Raw genomic sequence first — 19297 nt, 5'->3', positions numbered from 1 at the left:
CCCGGATAAGCCTTGGCGCAATCCGGGGAGGCTTGGTCCGGTCGAGTGGCTCTGTTTGCCAGCAAGCTGGATTGGGTGGTTCAGGGCAGTGGTCCGGCTCGATCCCGCCCCTTCACTCCAACCCTCTCCCAAAGGGGCGAGGGGGAAGTCCGGGCGGGGCCGACAGTCTGTGTAGGGCGAATTTATTCGCCTGGTTTGGCGATGTCGGGCGAATGAATTCGCCCCTACAAGTGCTCCGGCCCTTCCTCACTTCACCCTGATCCGTTCCAGCAGATATGGCCGGGCGCTGTCGTCGCCGGCGCGGGTGGCTTCGTCGGCCAGGCGCAGGGCGCGGTCCAGGTCCTGGGTGGCGAGGGCGGCGTCGATGGCCTGGCGGTAGTAGGCGCGGGTTTCCGGCAGTACCGCGGGTTCCGGCAGGGAGGGGACGCGGTTGCCCATTTCCATGCCGACGCTGCGCGGCGGCACGTAGGTGTTGGCCTGCTGGCCGGCGAGGCGGTCTTCGATCAGGACCATCTTGATCACCCCCGCCGGCGAATGCCGGGCCACCGGGTCGGGGATGTTCGGCGGTTGGTTGCCGAGTGCCTTGGCGAAGCTTTTGGCCGGGTGTTCCAGGGTGGTTTGCCCGGCCAGGTCCTGTTCGGCGGTGTAGAGAATCAGGTAGCGCTCGTTGCCGGGGTTGTCGCGGTACAGCCGGTCGATGCGCAGGCGGGCGTCGAGGCTGTCGCCTTTCAGGCCGGCGGCGGGTTGGTAGACGAAGTCCTCGCGGCCGAGCAGGCGGGTCACGCGGAAGTGGCTGTCGAGCAGCATGGCGCTGGGGGCCAGCACCGTCTTGCCGGCTTCGCTGTACAGGCGGATTTCGAAGGAGCGGCTGTCCAGCGGCAGCTCGAAGGCGCGGAAGAAGCTCTTGCCGCTGTCGAACTGGAACGCCGGTGCGCTGCGGTCGATCACCACGTTGCCGGAGAAATCGACCGGCAGTGGCGTGTAGGGCAGGTCGCGCAGGCTGGTGCAGCAGACCTTGGCAGCGGTCAGGTCGTGCAGGGCTTCGCTGCGCGACACTGCCAGGGGTTCGGCGGTGCGGGTGAGGACGTCGGCGCGGCGCAGCGGCTCGTTGCAGCCGGCGAGCAGCAGGCCGCAGAGGCCGGCACCCAGGGTGATCCGTGTGAGTGTTCTGAGTCGGCTCATGGTGTTCTCGTTGGGTTCGCGAGGAAAAATCCCCGACCGCGAACGGCCGGGGCAAACCGCTTGGAGCAGCGTGGGGTGAAATCAGCGTGTGCCGGTCATTGCCACCAGGCTTCGACCTGCACGCCGAAGGTCAGGCCGTCGTCGTCGCCGGCGTCGATGGATTCGCTGGCGGCGTTGTAGCGGTCGCCGTCCCACTTGGCGTAGGTGACGAAGGCGCGGATCTGCGGGCGGGCCCAGAAGCTGCGGCCGGCGGACCACTGCTGGGCGAGGGTGATCTTGGTCAGGTCGCGGGTTTCCTCGCCGTCTGCCTGCGGGTCGATGCGGTCGTAGCCCACCTCCAGGGCGGTGCTCATGATGTCGTTCCACTTGTATACCGGGCGCACGCCGAACGAGGCCCAGGTCTGCCCGGAGTCGTTGTCGAAGTCCTTATCCTCGTAGATTTGCACGTACATCATTTCGATGTCGTCGCTGAGGCTGACCACGCCGTGGTTGACCAGGCGGACCATCTTGCCGTCGCTGTTGCCGGTGGTGTTGCGCCCGCTGCTGCCGATGATGCCGTCGGTGCCGTACTGCACGGCGAGGCGGTTGTAGCCGCCGAACCAGTTGCCCTGCTCGTGCTGCAGGGTCACCAGATGGCCCTTCTGGTTGGTGTAGCCGGGGTCCTGTTCCTGGAGATCGGTGAGGTTGGCCTTGCCGAAGTCCCAGCCCAGTTCCAGCTTGCCGTCGGTGTTCACGGCGATGTCGGAGAAACGCACGTCGAGGGTGTCGTTGGCCACGTTGGTGCCGCTGCCGGTGCCGTCGTAGACCCAGTCGCCATCGGTGTTGCGCATCCAGGCGACGTGGGCCTTGGCGAAGCCGAGGTCGATGTCCTCGATGCCGGCGCCGGGGCCGGAGACATCCCAGTAGTAGTAGTCGTTGATGTGCACGTCGTTGCGTCGGTAGAAGCGCTTGCCGGCCCAGAGGGTGGCGCCGGGGAAGGCATCGAGGACGTTCTTGCCGAGCACGTGGAACTGGCGGATCGAGCTGGTGCCATCGGAGAAGGGGTTGCTGTCGTCGCTGTCGGTGGCTTCCCAGTCGTTACCCTGGTTGGACTTGTAGGCGATCATGCTGTCCAGGTAGAAGCTGCGGCCTCCCTCGTTCCACAACTCCTGGCCGAGACCGATCTCGGCGTAGGTCTCGCATTCGTTGCCCAGGCGGTACTTGGCCGGTGCGCCGGCAGCCTGGAAGCACGCCTGGTCACCGCCGCCGGCGGTGGCGCCGATTCCCGAGCGCAGGTAGCCGTGGAAATCCACTGCCAGGGCGGGGGCTGTCGCGAACAGCGCGGCCGCGAGGCAAGTGGGACGGAAAAGGCATGCAGCATGGGTGTCGTTCATGGCGGGTCCTTCGTTCGTTTCTTGTTTTTGTTCTCAGGCGATGGCGGGCGTCGCCTGCCTCCTGGCCAAGTGGCCGGTCGAGGCAAGCGTCGGGGATGGCCGTTGGCCGCACATCCTCCCGCTGGCGCTTTTTTTCGGGAGGAGCGCCAGGGCGTAAGCCAGCGAAGCGGGGGAGGGGCGGCCAGAGGATTTACGCCGGCCCCGCTGCCAGGTTCCGATGGCGGCGGGCCGGGGAGCGCCTACGCCTGGCCACTACGCCGGCGAAAAACGCCTCGGGGAGGTTGGGCGGTGCGACCGGCGCGTGCAGCCTGGATTGGCCGGTCGCCGAGAACCGGCGGCCTGCCCGCCATCCGGGGGAGAGGTCTCCCGCAGTCGGATGCTCACCCAACAAGTACAAGAAGGGAGCTTTACGATGAGTCGTTATCTACGCGCAGCTTGCCTGGCCGCGGCGGTATCGCCGTGGTTGCTGATGAATTCCCACGCCCTGGCCGATATCGCCGGCAAGAGTCCCGCCGGCGTGCGTTACCACGGCGGGGACGAAATCATCCTCCAGGGGTTCCACTGGAACGTGGTCCGGGAGGCGCCGAACAACTGGTACAACATCCTCCGCGACATGGCCCCGACCATTGCCGCGGACGGTTTCAGCGCCATCTGGATGCCGGTGCCCTGGCGCGATTTCTCCAGTTGGAGCGATGCCTCCAGCGGCACCTCCGGCGGTGGCGAGGGCTACTTCTGGCACGATTTCAATAAGAACGGCCGCTACGGCAGCGACAGCCAGCTCAAGCAGGCTGCCGCCGCGCTTAATACGGCCCAGGTCAAGGTGCTCTACGACCTGGTGCCCAACCACATGAACCGCGGCTACCCGGACAAGGAAATCAACCTGCCCGCCGGCCAGGGACTGTGGCGCAACGACTGTGCCGATCCCGGCAACTACCCCAACGACTGCGACGACGGCGACCGTTTCATGGGCGGCGATGCCGACCTCAATACCGGCCACGCACAGAACTTCGCCATGTTCCGCGATGAGTTCGCCAACCTGCGCGGCAATTATGGTGCCGGCGGTTTCCGCTTCGACTTCGTGCGCGGCTACGCGCCGGAACGGGTGGATAGCTGGATGACCGCGGCCCACGACGATGCCTTCTGCGTCGGCGAGTTGTGGAAGGCACCCGGCGAGTATCCGAGCTGGGACTGGCGCAACACCGCCAGTTGGCAACAGGTGATCAAGGACTGGTCGGATCGCTCCAAGTGCCCGGTGTTCGACTTCGCCCTCAAGGAGCGCATGCAGAACGGCGGTATCGCCGACTGGCGCAACGGCTTGAACGGCAACCCCGACGCGCGCTGGCGCGAGGTGGCGGTGACCTTCGTCGACAACCACGACACCGGCTACTCGCCGGGGCAGAACGGCGGGCAACATCACTGGCCGCTGCGCGACGACCTGATCCGCAAGGCCTATGCCTATACCTTGTCCAGCCCCGGTACCCCGGTGGTCTATTGGCCGCATATGTATGACTGGGGCTACGGCGACCTGATCCGCCAGTTGATCCAGATCCGTCGTGGTGCGGGCGTGCGGGCCGATTCGGCGATCCAGTTCCATACCGGCTATTCCGGGCTGGTGGCGACGGTGGCCGGCACGAGCAAGACCCTGGTGATCGCCCTCGACTCCAACCTGAACGATCCGAGTCAGGTGGCCAGCGGCACGTTCTCGTCGGCGCTCAACCAGGGCAACGGCCAGATCCGCATCTGGACCAGCGGCACCGGCACGGGTGGCGGTAACCTGGTAAGCGTCAACTTCCGCTGCGACAACGGCGTGACCCAGCCGGGCGACAGCGTCTATGCGGTGGGCAGCGCCGCCCAGCTCGGCAACTGGAGCCCGGCCGGCGCGGTACGCCTGACCGACGTCAGCGCCTACCCGACCTGGAAGGGCGCCATCAGCCTGCCGGCGCAACAAACCGTCGAGTGGAAGTGCATCATCCGCAGTGAGAGCGACCCGAGCCTGGTGAAGAGCTGGGAGCCGGGGGCGAACAATTCGGTGGTGACGGCGGAGGGGGTGAGCACGGTGGGGAGCTTCTGAATGTCGCCGCGTTCGTAGCCCGAACAAGCCTGGGCGCAGTCCGGGGCCCATCCCGGATTGCGCTGGGGCTTTTCCGGGCTACACCGTTTCGTGGGGTGGGCTTGGACGCTTCGCCAGCAGAGCTGGCTCCTACGAAAGTAGGTGCGGGTGGTACGGACGGTGGACATCCGCGAATTCGTCTTCCAGCCCATCGCGAATGAATTCGCTCCCACGGTATTTCGGCTGAAGGGGCGGATTTATTCACCCACCCTACGCCAATCACACCTGCCACGCTTCGGCTTGCTTCCTGGCTTCCCGCAGTTCACTCAGCAATGCCTCCGCTGTCGGTTCGCCGTCTTCCAATGCAAAGGCGTCGAGGCGGCGCAGGTCGGGGTAGTGGCGGTGCACGGCCTGTTCCAGCCAATCGATACGCGCCAGGGTCAAGGGCGTGCAGGTCTGCCCGCCGAGGTCGTCGGCCAGGTCGATGCGGTGGGAGCGCCAGGCCTCGGCCAGGTAGAGGCCGTCGAGCCCGTTGTCCAACGCGTTCTGCCAGCGGTCGATGATGCCGCTCAGCCAGTCGTTGACGGTGGCGTTGGCGCCGCGTCCGAGCAGGTCGTGGCGCAGGTGCCGGTAGCAGTCCAGGGCAATGCTTTTCTCCAGGCGGAAGGCCTCCAGCGCTTCGGTTTCGCTGCGTTGTTCCAGGCCCAGCAGCCAGGCGAAGTAGTTGCGCGTCTCGAAGCGCTCGGCCGCGTGCATCTGCGGGGTGGCGGTGCCGTTGCTGTTGAACGCGGTCAGCGGGTCGAAGCGGTACATGTAGCCGAAGTCGAAGAGGCGGATGTGACCGTCGTCGAGCAGGTTGCCGGGGCACAGGTCCCACTCGAACAGGCCATTGGTCACCAGGACGCGCAGGGCGTCGAACAGCTCCAGCAGGCGTCGCTCATCCCATGCACGGACCTGCTCGCCGTCGATCCACGGCGAGAGGATGATTCCCTGGCGAAAGCTGGCGTAGCAGGTGTCCACCACCGCCGACAGGGCTTCGGCCATGCCCGGCCGGGCCTTGAGCGCCTGCAGGTCGGCGCGGCGCTGGACTTCGTTGAGGAAGCTGGTCTGGCCGTCGACGTTCTGTACCAGGCAACGTTCGCGGGCGCGCTTGAGCGTCCAGTGCCGGCCGTCGGCTTCGATGCGGTAGACGTGGGCGGTCAGGCCGCCGGGGAAGCGCTGGCGGACATAGGGTTCGCCGCCTTCGATGGCGGCCAGGCGTTCGGCCGGCAGCGGGCAGTCCGCGGCCCGTCCGACGATGAGGTCCGCGCCGCTGGCAACGAAGGCGAGCTGGGCCTGGTGGCGTTGTTGTTCCGGGGTCATGGGGGGCTCCTGGTTGGGGTGTTCCCGGATTGCGCTGCGCTTATCCGGGCTACGGTGCTGGAAAGGGTGGGGTAGCTTTCTGTGGGAGCGAATTCATTCGCGAAAGGTGTAGGGTCATTCGCGAATGAATTCGGTCCTACAGGGCTGGGGAATTTGTGTCGTCTGGCTGCGTCTCAGGCATTACAGCCGGACGACGTGGAATGTGACAGGCCGAGACGGGGCCGGGCCGCTTCGCATCGTTCGGCGCGGGCTGGCAGACTACGCCCCGCTTCTACGCCCCCCGAGGCTGAGGAGGGGAGGATGCGGCGCGGGCGCATCTGGCTGACCATGCAGGGACTGCGGAGCGCTTCGGCGCGCAGTGCTGTGGATCAACAATAAGAAGCCACGAGGACAAGCATCAATGAACAAGAAACTGCTCGGTGCGGCCGCCATCGGCCTGGCCGCCACGCTGAACTTGCCACTGCCGGCCCAGGCGGCCATCGAGGAAGGCAAGCTGGTGGTCTGGATCAACGGCGACAAGGGCTACAAGGGCTTGGCCAAGGTCGGCGAGAAGTTCACCGCCGACACCGGTATTCCGGTGGAGGTCGCCCACCCCGACGCCGCCACCGACAAGTTCCAGCAGGCCGCCGCCACCGGCAACGGGCCGGACATCTTCATCTGGGCCCACGACCGTCTCGGCGAATGGGCGCAAAGCGGGCTGATCGCCGCGGTCGAACCCAGCGCCAAAATCAAGCAGGAAACCGCCGAGTTCGCCTGGAGCGCGGTGAGCTACAAGGGCAAGCTGTGGGGCTATCCGATCGCCGTCGAGGCGCCGGCGCTGATTTACAACAAGGCCCTGGTGAAAACCCCGCCGAGCACCTTCGAGGACGTCTTCGCCCTCAACAAGGAGCTGGCCAAGAACGGCAAGCGCGCGATCCTCTGGGACTACACCAACACCTACTTCACCTGGCCGATGCTGGCGGCCAACGGCGCTTATGCCTTCCGCGACACGGAGAACGGCTACGACGTCAGCCAGACCGGGGTCAATACGCCCGGTGCCAAGCAGGGGGCGGAAGTCCTCAAGCGCCTGATCGACGAGGGTGTGATGCCGCGCGGTGCCGACTACAGCGCGGCCGAGGCGGCTTTCAACAAGGGCGAGACGGCGATGTTCATCAGCGGTCCCTGGGCCTGGTCGAACATCCGCAAGAGCGGCATCGACTTCGGCGTGGCGCCGATCCCGTCGGTGGGCGGTGCGCCCAGCCGGCCGTTCTCCGGGGTGATGGCGGCGACGCTGAACGCGGCCAGCCCGAACCATGCCCTGGCCGTGGAGTTCCTCGAGAACTACCTACTGCAGGTCGAGGGCCTGAAGACGGTGAACGCCGACGTGCCGCTCGGCGCCGTGGTGAACAAGACCTACATGGCCGAACTGGCCAACGACCCGCTGATCAAGGCCACCTTCGACAGTGCCCAGCAGGGCCAGCCGATGCCCAACGTGCCGGAGATGGGGGCGTTCTGGTCGTCCATGGAGCCGGCCCTGGGCAATATCACCGCGGGCCGCCAGTCGGTGGATGACGCCCTGAACGACGCTGCCAAGCGTATCGCCAAGTGAACCCAGCGGTGGGTGGCCCCCGGGTCGCCCGCCGCGCGCCATGAGGCTATAAACAAGATGTCCGTTGTGAATGCCCCTGCCGGAGTAGCCGGCCCCGTCATGAGCGAATCGCTGCGCTATCCCTCGTTTCGCAAGATGCTGCATTGGAGCCTCTGGCTGCTGTTCAATGCGCTGGCGCTGTACCTGGTGGTCGCTCTCTATGCCCAGCGGCAGATCGCCTTCGCCCTGCTCGGGCTGGTGGTGACGGGGATCGCCAGCTACGTGTTCATCAGCCGCCGCACCTATGCGCATCGCTACATCTATCCGTCGCTGGCGGGGATGCTGACCTTCGTCATCTTTCCGTTGCTGTACACGGTGGGTATCGGCTTCACCAACTACAGTGGCACCAACCTGCTGAGCTTCGAACAGGCCCAGCGTTACCTGCTCGGCCAGACCTACGTCGCCGGCGACCGCTATCCCTTCAGCCTGCACGACAGTGAGGACGGCCCGCGCCTGCGCATCGACCTCGGCGCCCAGGGCGTGCTGGTGTCGCCACCGCTGGAAGGCGAGCCGGTGCAGGGCGAACCGCTCGGCTTGCAGCCGGAGAGCGAGGTATCGCTCGGCGAGCCGCTGCCGCTGCGCGACGTGATCAAGCGCCGTGCCGAACTGGAGCGCTGGGTGCTGCGCAGCCCGGAAGGCGAGCTGTTGCGCCTCTACGGCCTGCGCGAGATGGCCGAGGCCCGGCCGCAGTATCGCCTGCTGGGCAATGGCGACCTGCTCGACAACCGCAGCGGCGAGCGACTGGTCGCCAACCATGAGATCGGCTTCTACGTGGATGCCGAGGGGCACAAGGTGGCGCCCGGCTTCACTGTCTACACCGGCCTGAGCAACTTCGCCCGGGTGCTCGCCGACCCGGACATCCGCCAGAACTTCTTGCAAATCTTCGCCTGGACCGTGGCCTTCGCCGGGCTCACCGTGCTCTTTACCCTGGTGGTCGGCCTCACCCTGGCCAGCTTGCTGCAATGGGAGCTGGTGCGCGGCAAGCCGTTCTACCGGCTGATGCTGATCCTGCCGTATGCGGTGCCGGCGTTCATTTCCATCCTGGTGTTCAAGGGCTTGTTCAACCAGAACTTCGGCGAGATCAACCTGCTGTTGAACGGCCTGTTCGGCATCCGTCCCGACTGGTTCAGCGATCCGACCCTGGCGCGCTGCATGATCCTGATCGTCAACACCTGGCTCGGCTATCCGTACATCCTGCTGTTGTGCATGGGGCTGTTGCAGGCGATCCCACGCGACCTCTACGAGGCCTCGGCACTGGATGGCGCCGGACCGCTGGACAACCTGCTGCGCATCACCCTGCCGCTGCTGATCAAGCCGCTGGCGCCGTTGCTGATCGCCAGCTTCGCCTTCAACTTCAACAACTTCGTGCTGATCACGCTGCTCACCCGCGGCGGGCCGGACATCATCGGCGCCACCACGCCGGCCGGCACCACCGACCTGCTGGTCAGCTACACCTACCGCATCGCCTTCCAGGATTCCGGGCAGAACTTCGCCCTGGCCGCTGCCATCGCCACCCTGATTTTCATCCTGGTGGGGGCGATGGCCTGGCTGAACCTGAAGCTCACGAAAGTGAAGGTCTGACTTTTTCGAGGAAACACCGATGGCCATGGTGCAACCCAAGTCCGTGAAATACCGCCTCTGGCTGACCCACCTGGGGCTGCTGGCGGCAATCGCGGTGATCCTGTTCCCGCTGTTGATGGTGGTGTCGATCTCGTTCCGCGAGGGCAACTTCGCCACCGGCAGCCTGTTCCCCGACAGCCCGACCCTGGAGCACTGGTCGCTGGCCCTGGGCATCCCCTATACCCAGGCCGACGGCCAGGTGGTGAACCCGCCGTTCCCGGTGCTCACCTGGCTGTGGAACTCGGTGAAGATCGCGGTGATCAGCTCGGCGCTGATCCTGCTGCTGTCCACCACCAGCGCCTACGCGTTCGCCCGCCTGCACTTCACCGGCAAGGGCACGATCCTCAAGGGCATGCTGATTTTCCAGATGTTCCCGCCGGTGCTGTCGCTGGTGGCGATCTATGCGCTGTTCGACCAGCTCGGCAAGCACATCGGCTGGCTCGGGGTGAACAGCCACGGCGCGGTGATCGTCGCCTCGCTGGGCGGCATGGCCCTGCATATCTGGACCATCAAGGGCTATTTCGAGAGCATCGACCGCTCGCTGGAGGAGGCCGCCATCGTCGACGGCGCCACCACCTGGCAGGCGTTCTTCCACATCCTCCTGCCGATGAGCGTGCCGATCCTCGCCGTGGTGTTCATCCTTGCCTTCATCACCACCATCACCGAGTACCCCATGGCCTCGGTGCTGTTGATGGACGTGGACAAGCTGACCCTTTCGGTGGGTGCGCAACAGTACCTCTATGACCAGAACTACCTGTGGGGCGACTTCGCCGCCGCGGCGGTGCTTTCGGGCCTGCCGATCACCCTGGTGTTCCTGTATTGCCAGAAGTGGATCGTCGGCGGCCTGACCGCCGGCGGGGTGAAGGGGTAGGGCTGGGGGATCGGATCACCGATACCTGTAGGAGCGAGCTCTGCTCGCGAAGCTTTTCGCCAGCAGAGCTGGCTCCTACGGGGTGTTGGGCGGGAGGCTTGCGTAGGGGCAGTGGTTGGGCGAATAAATTCGCCCATGGCAATGGTCGGGCAATGAATTCGTCCAAGGCCTGGCCGCCATCGCCTGTCGTATGCTTCGCCCTTGCCCGGATAACCACAACGAACGGGAGAGTTCCATGAACGCCGCGCCGCCCGCACCGCTGCCGCTGATTCCCGCTAAGCTGGCGATGCCTGTCCTGCCGCGTGGGCTGATCGAGCGGCCGCGCTTCGACGAATGGCTGCAGCGCCTGCCGGACGTACGCCTGGCGGTGCTGCAGGCGCCCAGCGGTTTCGGCAAGACCACCCTGGCCTGCCAGTGGGCGCAGGCGTTCGCCGGCAAGGTGGCCTGGCTGCAATTGCATGCCAGCGACAACGATCCGCGCCAGCTCGGCCGTTACCTGGTCCATGCCCTGGATCGCCAGCTCGAGGAGGGCTGCCCGCGCAGCCTGCTGCTGGCGGAGCGGGAGCGCGAGCCATTCGACAGCCTGGTCACTCACCTGCTCGCCGAACTGCCGCCGGAGCACGCGCCGTTGCTGCTGGTGCTGGACGAGTTCGAAGCGCTGACCGAGCGCGAGGCGATCCGTGCCCTGCGCTTCTTCCTGCGCAACATGCCGGCCTGGCTCACGCTGCTGGTGTGCAGCCGGGGTCTGCCCGACCTGGGGGTGGCCGAGCTGCGGGTCAAGCACCAGTTGCTCGCCCTCGATGCCAGCCAGCTCGCCTTCGAGAACGACGAAGTCCAGGCGGTGCTCGCCCACGGCCTGCCGATCACCGTCAACCGCGAACAGGTGGAGCGCCTCAATCGCCGTATCGGTGGCTGGCCCAGCGCCTTGCAACTGGCGTTGCAGGAAGTGCAGACCGGACGCGGCATGGACCTGTTCCTCGACAGCCTGCAACTGGGGCACCCGTTCATCCGCGACTACCTGCGCGAGCAGGTCAGCGACGGGCTCGACAGCGAGACCCTGGATTTCCTCCAGTCCACCTGCCTGCTGGAGCGCTTCAACGCGTCCCTGGCGGACCATCTCACCGAGCGTCGCAATGGGCGCGAGATGATCGAGCGCCTGGAGCGCAGCGGCCTGTTCATCCAGCCGGCCGACCATCTGCGCCAGTGGTTCGCCTATCACCCGCTGTTCGCCTGTTTTCTCCAGGGCGAACTGAGCACTCACCAGCCGCAGCGCATCGCTGCCTTGCACCTGCGCGCGGCCGAGGCGCTGTTGGTGGAGAACATGCCGGAAGAGGCCGCACGCCATGCGGTGCTGGCCCGCGATCCGCTGCGGGTCGGGCAGGTCCTGCAGGCCCACGGCCGGCAGTTCTATCGCCAGGGGCGGCTGTCGCTGCTCAAGCGCTGCCTGGAGGTACTGCCCGCCGAGAGCATCGCCGAGTCGCCGCTGTTCACCCTGTTGCAGGCCTGGATCTCGCAGAACCAGTTGCGCTTCGACGAGGCCGAGCGCTGGCTGGCGGCCGGCGAGCAGGTCCAGCAGGCGCGCTTTTCGGCGGAGGAGTGGGTACGCCTGGGCGCCGACTACAAGGCGGTGCGCGCGCAGATCGCCATCGCCCAGGGCGACCAGCAGCGGGCGATGAGCTTGGTGCACGAGGCCCTGGCCTGCGAGCCGCTGGTCATGCGCACCTCGCGGGTGGTGGCGATGTCGGTGCTGGCCGAGGCGCACTTCGTCCAGGGCAACCTGGCCGAGGCGCAGAAGCAGCACGAGGCCACCGAGCGCCGTGCACGGGAGATCAACGCGTCGCTGCCGGCGCTCTGGAGCCTCGGCCAGCTCTCCGAGATCGCCATCGCCCAGGGCCACTTGCAGAAGGCCTATAACCTGCAGGAGCGGGCGCTGCAGTACATCGAGCGCGAGCAGTTGCCGGCGACGCCGGTGATGGAGTTCATCCACCGGGTGCGTGGCCAGGTGCTCTGGGAGTGGCACCACCTGGATGCCGCCGAACAGTCCGCGCTGCAAGGCATCGAGATTCTCGATACGGTCGGCAGCCGCTGGTTCCTGCAAAGCTACGCGCTGCTCGCCAGCGTGGCCCATGCCCGTGGCCAGCAGAGCGTCTGCGCCGACTACATCGGCAAGCTGCAAAGCCTGCTGGCTGCCGACGACTACCACGTCGACTGGCTGGCCAACGCCCACGCGGTGATGCTCACCTACTGGGATTCGACCCAGGACAAGGACGCCATCCAACAGTGGCTGTGCACTGCGCCGCCGCTCAAGCCGGGGGCCAACCACTTCGCCCAGTACAACGGCCGCAACCATGCCCGCGCGCACCTGGCGCTGAAGCAGAACGACAAGGCGCTGCCGATCCTGCGCCAGCTCCAGGTCGATGCCGAGCGCCACCAACTGGTGATGGACCTCAACCGCAACCACATCCTGCTCGCCCAGTTGCACTGGCAGCGCGAAGAGCGCCAGCAGGCCCTGGACCATCTGCACAAGGCCCTGACCCTGGCCAGCACCACCGGCGCCATCGGCAGCTTCCTGCGGGTCGGCAAGCTGCTCATCGTCATGCTCAAGACCTTGCAGCACGAGCGCCGCCTGGACGAGCTGGAAAGCCAGCGCGCCGACCGCCTGATCCAGTTGGCCCAGCAGCAGCGCGACTTCGGCAAGGCGATCCGCATCACCCTCGACGAGGCGGTGATCCAGGACATCATTAACCGCCCGGACGTGCCCGAGCTGATCCGCCATTCGCCGCTGACCCGCCGCGAGTGGCAGGTGCTCAGCCTGATCCATGCCGGGCAGTCCAACGAGCAGATCGCCGAACACCTGAACGTCGCCCCGACCACCATCAAGACGCACATCCGCAGCCTCTACCAGAAGCTCAACATCACCCACCGCAGCGAGGCCGTCCAACTGGCGCGCAGCCTGTTGAGCAAGATCCAGGGGGATTGAGGGTAGGGGCCGTTCGTGTGGGCTTGCGGCTATCGTGTAGGGGCGAATTCATTCGCCCGCGGGGCGTTGTCGGTCGAATGAATTCGACCCTACGGGTGGTTATGTGTGGGCGTTCCGTCCGTAGTCCGGATAAGCCCTGGCGCAATCCGGGTGGACAACGTCCCAGGCCGCACCTCTAAACCCCACCTTCTGCCGTCTTGGCACCGCTTCGTCGCATCCGCATAATGTTATGTTATTACATAAAAATCGGATGCAGTCATGAACCTACCCCCTGGACGATTCCTGATGGCCGGCATGCTGCTCGGCCTGGCAAGCAACCCTCTTACCGCCGAGGCGGAGGATGCCGCGGTGCTCGAGGCGCAGACGGTCACCGCCGAGCGGCGGGGCGCCGGTGAAGACAAGGGCTACCGGGTGGAGCGTTCCTCCGGTGCCACCAAGACCGACACGCCGCTGCGCGAGGTGCCGCAGTCGGTCAGCGTGGTGCCGGCCACGGTGCTGGAGGACCTGGATACGCCGCGTATCGAGAAGGCCCTGGACTACGCCGGTGGCGTCGCCCGGCAGAACGACTTCGGCGGCCTGACGATGTTCGAGTACAGCGTGCGCGGATTGACCACGTCGGAGTTCTACAAGGACGGCTTCAGCGCCAACCGCGGCTACATGAACACTCAGGACGCGGCCAGCGTCGAGCGCATCGAGGTGCTCAAGGGGCCGGCGTCGAGCCTGTACGGCCGGGGCGATCCGGGTGGCACGGTGAATATCGTCAGCAAGCGTCCGCAACAGGAGCGTTTCGCCCGCCTGGACCTCAGCGCCGGTCGCTGGGATCGCTACCGCAGTACGCTGGACGTCAACACGCCGCTGGATGACGACGGGAGCCTGCTCTACCGCATGAACGTCGCGGTGGAGGACAACAAGGACTTCCGCGACTACGGCGCCAGCGAACGGCAGTTCGTCGCCCCATCGCTCAGCTGGGCGCTGACGCCGGATACCCGCCTGCTGGTGCAGGCCGAGGTGGTGCGCAATCGCCAGGTATTCGACCGCGGCGTGGTGGCGCCGGGCAACCATCTGGGTTCGGTACCGCGCTCGCGATTCTTCGGCGAACCGGGCGACGGCGACATCGAGAACGACAACGACACCCTGCAGGCCGAACTGGAACACGACCTGAGCCCTGACTGGACGCTGCGCCTGGCCAGCCATTACAAGCGCGGCCGCCTGCATGGTTACGCCACCGAGGCGAACAGCCTGGCCGGCGATGGCTTCACCCTCAATCGCGAGTTCCGCTACCGCGACTTCGACTGGCACGACAGCATCACCCAGCTGGAACTGCGCGGCTTCGTCGAAACCGGGGCGGTGGAGCACCAGTTGCTGATCGGCAGCGAATACGAACGCTACACCAAGAACGAGCTGCTGCTGCGCTCGCGCCCGGTGTCGCGCATCGATATCCGCGACCCGGTATACGGCCAGCCGAGGCCGCCATTCAGCACCGGGCCGACCGGACGCAGCACCGACAGGCACGAAAAAGTCGATGCCTATGCGCTCAACCTGCAGGACCAGATGCGCTTCGGCGAGAAGCTGTTCGGGGTGATCGGGGCCCGCTACGACCGCTACGAACAGCGGCAGGAGGAAGATTTCCGCAGCACCCGGCAATCGCAGACACAGGATGAAGTCACACCCAGGGTTGGCGTGCTGTACCAGTTCATCCCGGAGCTGGGGCTGTTCGCCAATGCCTCGCGCTCGTTCAAGCCCAACAGCGGGGCGGATGCCAGCGGTGCGGCCTTCGAGCCGGAGCAGGGCGTGGGTTACGAGGCGGGCCTGAAATTCGACCTGCTCGATGGTCGCCTCGGCATGACGCTGGCGGCGTTCCACCTGACCAAGGAGAACGTGCTGACTGCCGACCCGAACGACACCGCCTTCCAGATCGCCGCCGGCGAGGTCCGCAGCCGTGGCGTCGACCTGCAGCTCACCGGCCAGCTCACCGACGCGCTGCGCGTCATCGGCGCCTATGCCTACGTCGATGCGGAGGTGACCGAGGACAACACCCTCGAGCCCGGCAGCCGGCTGCTCAACATCCCACGCCACAGCGGCAGCCTGATGACCGTCTACGCGTTCCAGGGCGGCGACCTGCGCGGCCTGGAGCTGGGCGGCGCGGTGAATTACGTCGGCGACCGGGCCGGCAGCGCCAGCGACACCACCTTCGAACTGCCGGCCTACACCACGGTGGACCTGCTCGCCCGCTACCGGGTCAACGAGAACCTGTCCCTCGGCCTCAACCTGAACAACGCCTTCGACCGGACGTACTACGAGCGCTCTTACAGCAACGTCTGGATCGCACCCGGCGAGCCACGCAACCTCAATCTGAGCCTGTCCCTGAGCCTGTGACCGGCTGCACCACGACGGAGAAACACGATGAAAACCCGGTATTCCCTGCTGTTCGCTGCCCTCTGCACCTTCGCCATGGGCCAGGCTTCCGCCCATGGCCTCTGGACCGAGGAGCGGCGTGGCCATATCGAAGTGGTCTACGGCCATGGCGCCGAGGACGACGCCTATGACCCGAAGAAGATCGCCGGCGCCTGGGCCTATGACGGCGAGGGCAAGGCCATTCCGGTGCATGTCGAACGGCTGGCGGACCATGCCCGGCTCAAGCCCGAGGCGAAGCCGGCGCTGCTCGCCGTGGCCATGGACAACGGCTACTGGACCCGCAACGCGGCGGAGCGCTGGGTGAACCTCGGCGAAACACAGGTGCCCGGCGCGCTCGAGTCCGGCCGCTACTTCAAGTACAGCCTGGCGGTGCTGGAGAAGGGCGCGACCTTGCCGCCGCTGGAACCGCTGAAACTGGCCATCCTCCCACAGCGCGACCCGCTGACGGTGGAAGCCGGCGAGATGCTGGAGGTGCAGGTGCTGGTGGACGGCAAGCCGGCGGCGGGCATCGAGCTTTACGACGACTGCATCAACGACCCGGACCATGTGGCCGCCACCACCGATGCCCAGGGCAAGGCGAAGGTCAAGGTACGCAACAATGGCCTCAACGTGATCGGCGCCTCGACCGAGGTGCCGGCGGACGACCCGGATGCGCGTGTGCGCGGCATGTTCGCGTCGCTGAGTTTCGTCAGTCATCACCATTGAGCCGCGGGGGCCGGCCTCATCCTCCAGGGCCGGCCCGTCCTACGCCCGGCTCATCCTCCCCGAGGAATCCGTCGCGGGAGGATGTGGCGGAACGTCGCGCTGCCTAGAGTGAGCCCGTCTTCATTCTTCCAGGGCTCGCTGTAATGACTGTTCCCCATAACGACTGGTGGCGCGGCGGCGTCATCTATCAGGTGTATCCGCGCAGCTTCTTCGACAGCAACGGCGACGGCGTGGGCGATCTGCGCGGCGTGCTGGAGAAGATCGACTACATCGCCAGCCTCAATATCGATGCCATCTGGCTGTCGCCGTTCTTCACCTCGCCGATGAAGGATTTCGGCTACGACGTGTCCGATTATCGTGGCGTCGATCCGCTGTTCGGCACGCTCGACGACTTCAAGGCGTTGGTCCAGGCTGCCCACGCACGGGATATCCGCGTGCTGATCGACCAGGTGCTCAACCATTCCTCCGACCAGCATGCCTGGTTCGCGGAAAGCCGCTCCAGCCGCGACAATCCCAAGGCCGATTGGTACGTCTGGGCCGATGCCAGGCCCGACGGCACGCCGCCGAACAACTGGTTGTCGGTATTCGGCGGCCCGGCCTGGACCTGGGACAGCCGGCGCAAGCAGTACTACCTGCACAATTTCCTGTCCAGCCAGCCGGACCTGAACTTCCACTGCGAAGCCGTGCAGCAGCAGTTGCTCGACGACATGGAGTTCTGGCTCAAGCTCGGCGTCGATGGCTTCCGCCTGGATGCGGCGAATTTCTATTTCCACGACAAGTTGCTGCGCGACAACCCGCCGAACACCGAGGTGCGCGAGGGCAGCATCGGCGTGCGGGCGGACAACCCCTACGCCTTCCAGCGCCACCTGTACGACAAGACCCAGCCGGAGAACCTCGACTTCCTGCGCCGCCTGCGCGCCCTGCTGGAGCGCTACCCCGGCAGCGCCAGCGTCGCCGAGATCGGCTGCGATCACTCGCTGCGCACCATGGCCGCCTACACCGGCGGTGGCGACACCCTGCACATGGCCTATTCCTTCGACCTGCTCACCGAGCAGTGCAGCCCGGCGTTCATCCGCCGTACCCTGGAGAGCGTCGAGGCTGAACTGGGCGACGGCTGGCCCTGCTGGTCCACCGGCAACCACGACGTGGTGCGGGTGATGAGCCGTTGGGCGCTGAACGGCCAGCCGGAGCCGGCGCGCGGTCGCCTGCTGATGGCGCTGCTGTTGTCCCTGCGCGGCAGCGTGTGCCTGTACCAGGGCGAGGAGCTGGGCCTGAGCGAAGCGGAACTGCGCTACGAGGATCTGGTCGATCCCTATGGCATCCGCTTCTGGCCCGAATTCAAGGGGCGCGACGGTTGCCGCACGCCGATGCCCTGGAGCGCCACGGCCGAGCATGCCGGCTTCAGCCATGCCAAGCCCTGGCTGCCGGTGGCCGAGGCACACCGGTCGCTGGCGGTGTCGGAGCAGGAGCGCGACCCGGACTCGATGCTCAACATCTACCGCCGTTTCCTCGGCTGGCGCGCCGAGCAGCCGGTCCTGGTCAGCGGCGAGATGCGTATGCTGCATCATGACGACGCGCTGCTGGTGTTCGAGCGCCAGTTGGGCGAGGAGACCTGGGTGTGCCTGTTCAACCTGGGCGACAGTCCGCGTCTCTACAGTCTGCCGGGGCGGCTCGAGCCGCTGGCGGATGTGCCGGCCAGCACTGCGACCTTCCAGGGAAGCTCGGTAAACTTGCCCGCCCACGGATTCGCATTCGCCCGCCTGGCGGGCTGAAGGGAGACAGACGATGGCCAGTGTGACCCTGCGCAACATCTGCAAGAGCTACGGCGACATCCCCATCACCCGGGGTATCGACCTGGATATCGCCGATGGCGAGTTCGTGGTCTTCGTCGGCCCGTCCGGCTGCGGCAAGTCGACCTTGCTGCGGCTGATCGCCGGCCTGGAGGAGATCACCTCCGGTGAGCTGCTGATCGACGGCGAGCGGGTCAACGAGCTGCCGCCGATGGAGCGTTCGGTGGGCATGGTGTTCCAGTCCTACGCGCTCTATCCGCACATGGATGTGGCGGAGAACATGGCCTTCGGTCTCAAACTGGCCAAGGTGAGCAAGGCGGAGATCCGCCGGCGGGTCGAGGAGGTCGCGCGCATCCTGCAACTCGACCACCTGCTCGAACGCAAGCCGAAGGACCTGTCCGGCGGCCAGCGCCAGCGGGTCGCCATCGGCCGGACCCTGGTGCGCGAGCCCAAGGTGTTCCTCTTCGACGAACCGCTGTCCAACTTGGATGCGTTCCTGCGGGTGCAGATGCGCATCGAGATTTCGCGCCTGCACCAGCGGCTCAAGTCCACCATGATCTACGTGACCCACGATCAAGTGGAAGCCATGACCATGGCCGACAAGATCGTGGTGCTCAATGCCGGCCGCATCGCCCAGGTCGGCCCGCCGCTGGAGCTGTACCACTACCCGCAGAATCGGTTCGTCGCCGGTTTCATCGGTTCGCCGCAGATGAACTTCCTGCCGGTGACGGCGGTGTCGGCGGATGCCGGATCGGTGCGGGTGGAGATGCCGGGCGGCTCCTGGCTCGACCTGCCGGTGGACGGCAGCGGCATCGCTCCCGGCGAGGCGCTGACCCTGGGCATCCGCCCGGAGCATTTCGTCGATGCGGAGCAGGCCGACTTCTCCTTCCACGGCGAGATTGCCGTGGCCGAGCGCCTGGGCGACCACAACCTGCTGCACCTGGTGGTGGAAGGCATCGAACCGATGCTCACCCTGCGCGGCGACGGCAACCGCCGGGTCCAGGCGGGCCAGCCCCTCGCCGCCGGCCTGCGGGCCGACAAATGCCACCTGTTCCGCGCCGACGGCGAGGCCTGCCGCCGGCATTACCGGGAGCCGGCGATTTACGGGTGAGGTGTCCGGGCACCCGTTTCGGGGGTCTCCGCGTGCGAATTCATTCGCGATGAGGTGGCCATGAGGTTCCGCCAATCGCGAATGAATTCGCTCCCACGCCGCTTCGCCGGGCGAATGAATTCGTCCCTACGGGAATCTGGCTTTGCCTTTCGTAGGAGCGAGCTCTGCTCGCGATAACGTCATGCAAAAAGCTTCGCCAGCAGTATGCGTA

The 19297-nt window shown here is 66.2% G+C and carries 12 protein-coding genes; 9 read left to right on the top strand and 3 right to left on the bottom strand.

The genetic code is table 11. The features are described from left to right. Positions 1-246: 246 nt before the first annotated feature. The gene (locus PIN01S_RS20275) at positions 247-1182 is read right to left on the bottom strand and encodes a MalM family protein (protein WP_084338327.1); all 936 of its coding nucleotides are present in this window, start codon (positions 1180-1182) and stop codon (positions 247-249) included. A gap of 95 nt (positions 1183-1277) precedes the next feature. Next, positions 1278-2555 (bottom strand): maltoporin, encoded by a 1278-nt coding sequence (locus PIN01S_RS20270; protein WP_084338325.1) that lies wholly within the window; start codon positions 2553-2555, stop codon positions 1278-1280. Positions 2556-2967: 412 nt separating this feature from the next. Between PIN01S_RS20270 and PIN01S_RS20265 the strand changes: the two genes are divergently transcribed. After that, positions 2968-4626, top strand: coding sequence for a glucan 1,4-alpha-maltotetraohydrolase domain-containing protein (locus PIN01S_RS20265; protein WP_084338323.1), 1659 nt, complete (start codon positions 2968-2970; stop codon positions 4624-4626). Between the two features lie 258 nt (positions 4627-4884). On the opposite strand, the gene PIN01S_RS20260 is transcribed toward PIN01S_RS20265, so the two are convergent. Then, positions 4885-5967, bottom strand: a complete 1083-nt coding sequence (locus tag PIN01S_RS20260) for a protein kinase family protein (protein ID WP_084338321.1) — start codon at positions 5965-5967, stop codon at positions 4885-4887. Between the two features lie 400 nt (positions 5968-6367). Here PIN01S_RS20260 and malE point away from each other — a divergent pair, with 400 nt between their 5' ends. The 8 genes from malE (at position 6368) to malK (ending at position 19086) form a co-directional block, all read left to right on the top strand. Then, positions 6368-7555 (top strand): maltose/maltodextrin ABC transporter substrate-binding protein MalE, encoded by a 1188-nt coding sequence (gene malE, locus PIN01S_RS20255; RefSeq protein ID WP_084338319.1) that lies wholly within the window; start codon positions 6368-6370, stop codon positions 7553-7555. A gap of 57 nt (positions 7556-7612) precedes the next feature. After that, positions 7613-9175, top strand: coding sequence for a maltose ABC transporter permease MalF (malF, locus tag PIN01S_RS20250; protein ID WP_084338317.1), 1563 nt, complete (start codon positions 7613-7615; stop codon positions 9173-9175). A 19-nt stretch (positions 9176-9194) separates the two neighbouring features. Next, positions 9195-10085, top strand: coding sequence for a maltose ABC transporter permease MalG (malG, locus tag PIN01S_RS20245; RefSeq protein WP_084338315.1), 891 nt, complete (start codon positions 9195-9197; stop codon positions 10083-10085). Between the two features lie 235 nt (positions 10086-10320). Then, positions 10321-13065: an HTH-type transcriptional regulator MalT gene (malT, locus tag PIN01S_RS20240; protein ID WP_084338313.1), complete on the top strand. Its 2745-nt coding sequence runs from the start codon at positions 10321-10323 to the stop codon at positions 13063-13065. A 258-nt stretch (positions 13066-13323) separates the two neighbouring features. Then, positions 13324-15441, top strand: coding sequence for a TonB-dependent siderophore receptor (locus tag PIN01S_RS20235; protein ID WP_244506043.1), 2118 nt, complete (start codon positions 13324-13326; stop codon positions 15439-15441). A 27-nt stretch (positions 15442-15468) separates the two neighbouring features. Next, the gene (locus PIN01S_RS20230; RefSeq protein WP_084338311.1) at positions 15469-16185 is read left to right on the top strand and encodes a DUF4198 domain-containing protein; all 717 of its coding nucleotides are present in this window, start codon (positions 15469-15471) and stop codon (positions 16183-16185) included. Between the two features lie 143 nt (positions 16186-16328). After that, complete coding sequence (locus tag PIN01S_RS20225) at positions 16329-17957, top strand: alpha-glucosidase (RefSeq protein ID WP_084338309.1); 1629 nt, start codon at positions 16329-16331, stop codon at positions 17955-17957. A gap of 13 nt (positions 17958-17970) precedes the next feature. Continuing rightward, positions 17971-19086, top strand: a complete 1116-nt coding sequence (malK, locus tag PIN01S_RS20220; RefSeq protein WP_084338307.1) for a maltose/maltodextrin ABC transporter ATP-binding protein MalK — start codon at positions 17971-17973, stop codon at positions 19084-19086. The last annotated feature ends 211 nt before the right edge of the window (positions 19087-19297 follow it).

The sequence above is a fragment of the Pseudomonas indica NBRC 103045 genome (assembly GCF_002091635.1).
Classification (GTDB): domain Bacteria; phylum Pseudomonadota; class Gammaproteobacteria; order Pseudomonadales; family Pseudomonadaceae; genus Pseudomonas_M; species Pseudomonas_M indica.
This window is presented reverse-complemented; position numbering and strand designations above follow the sequence as displayed.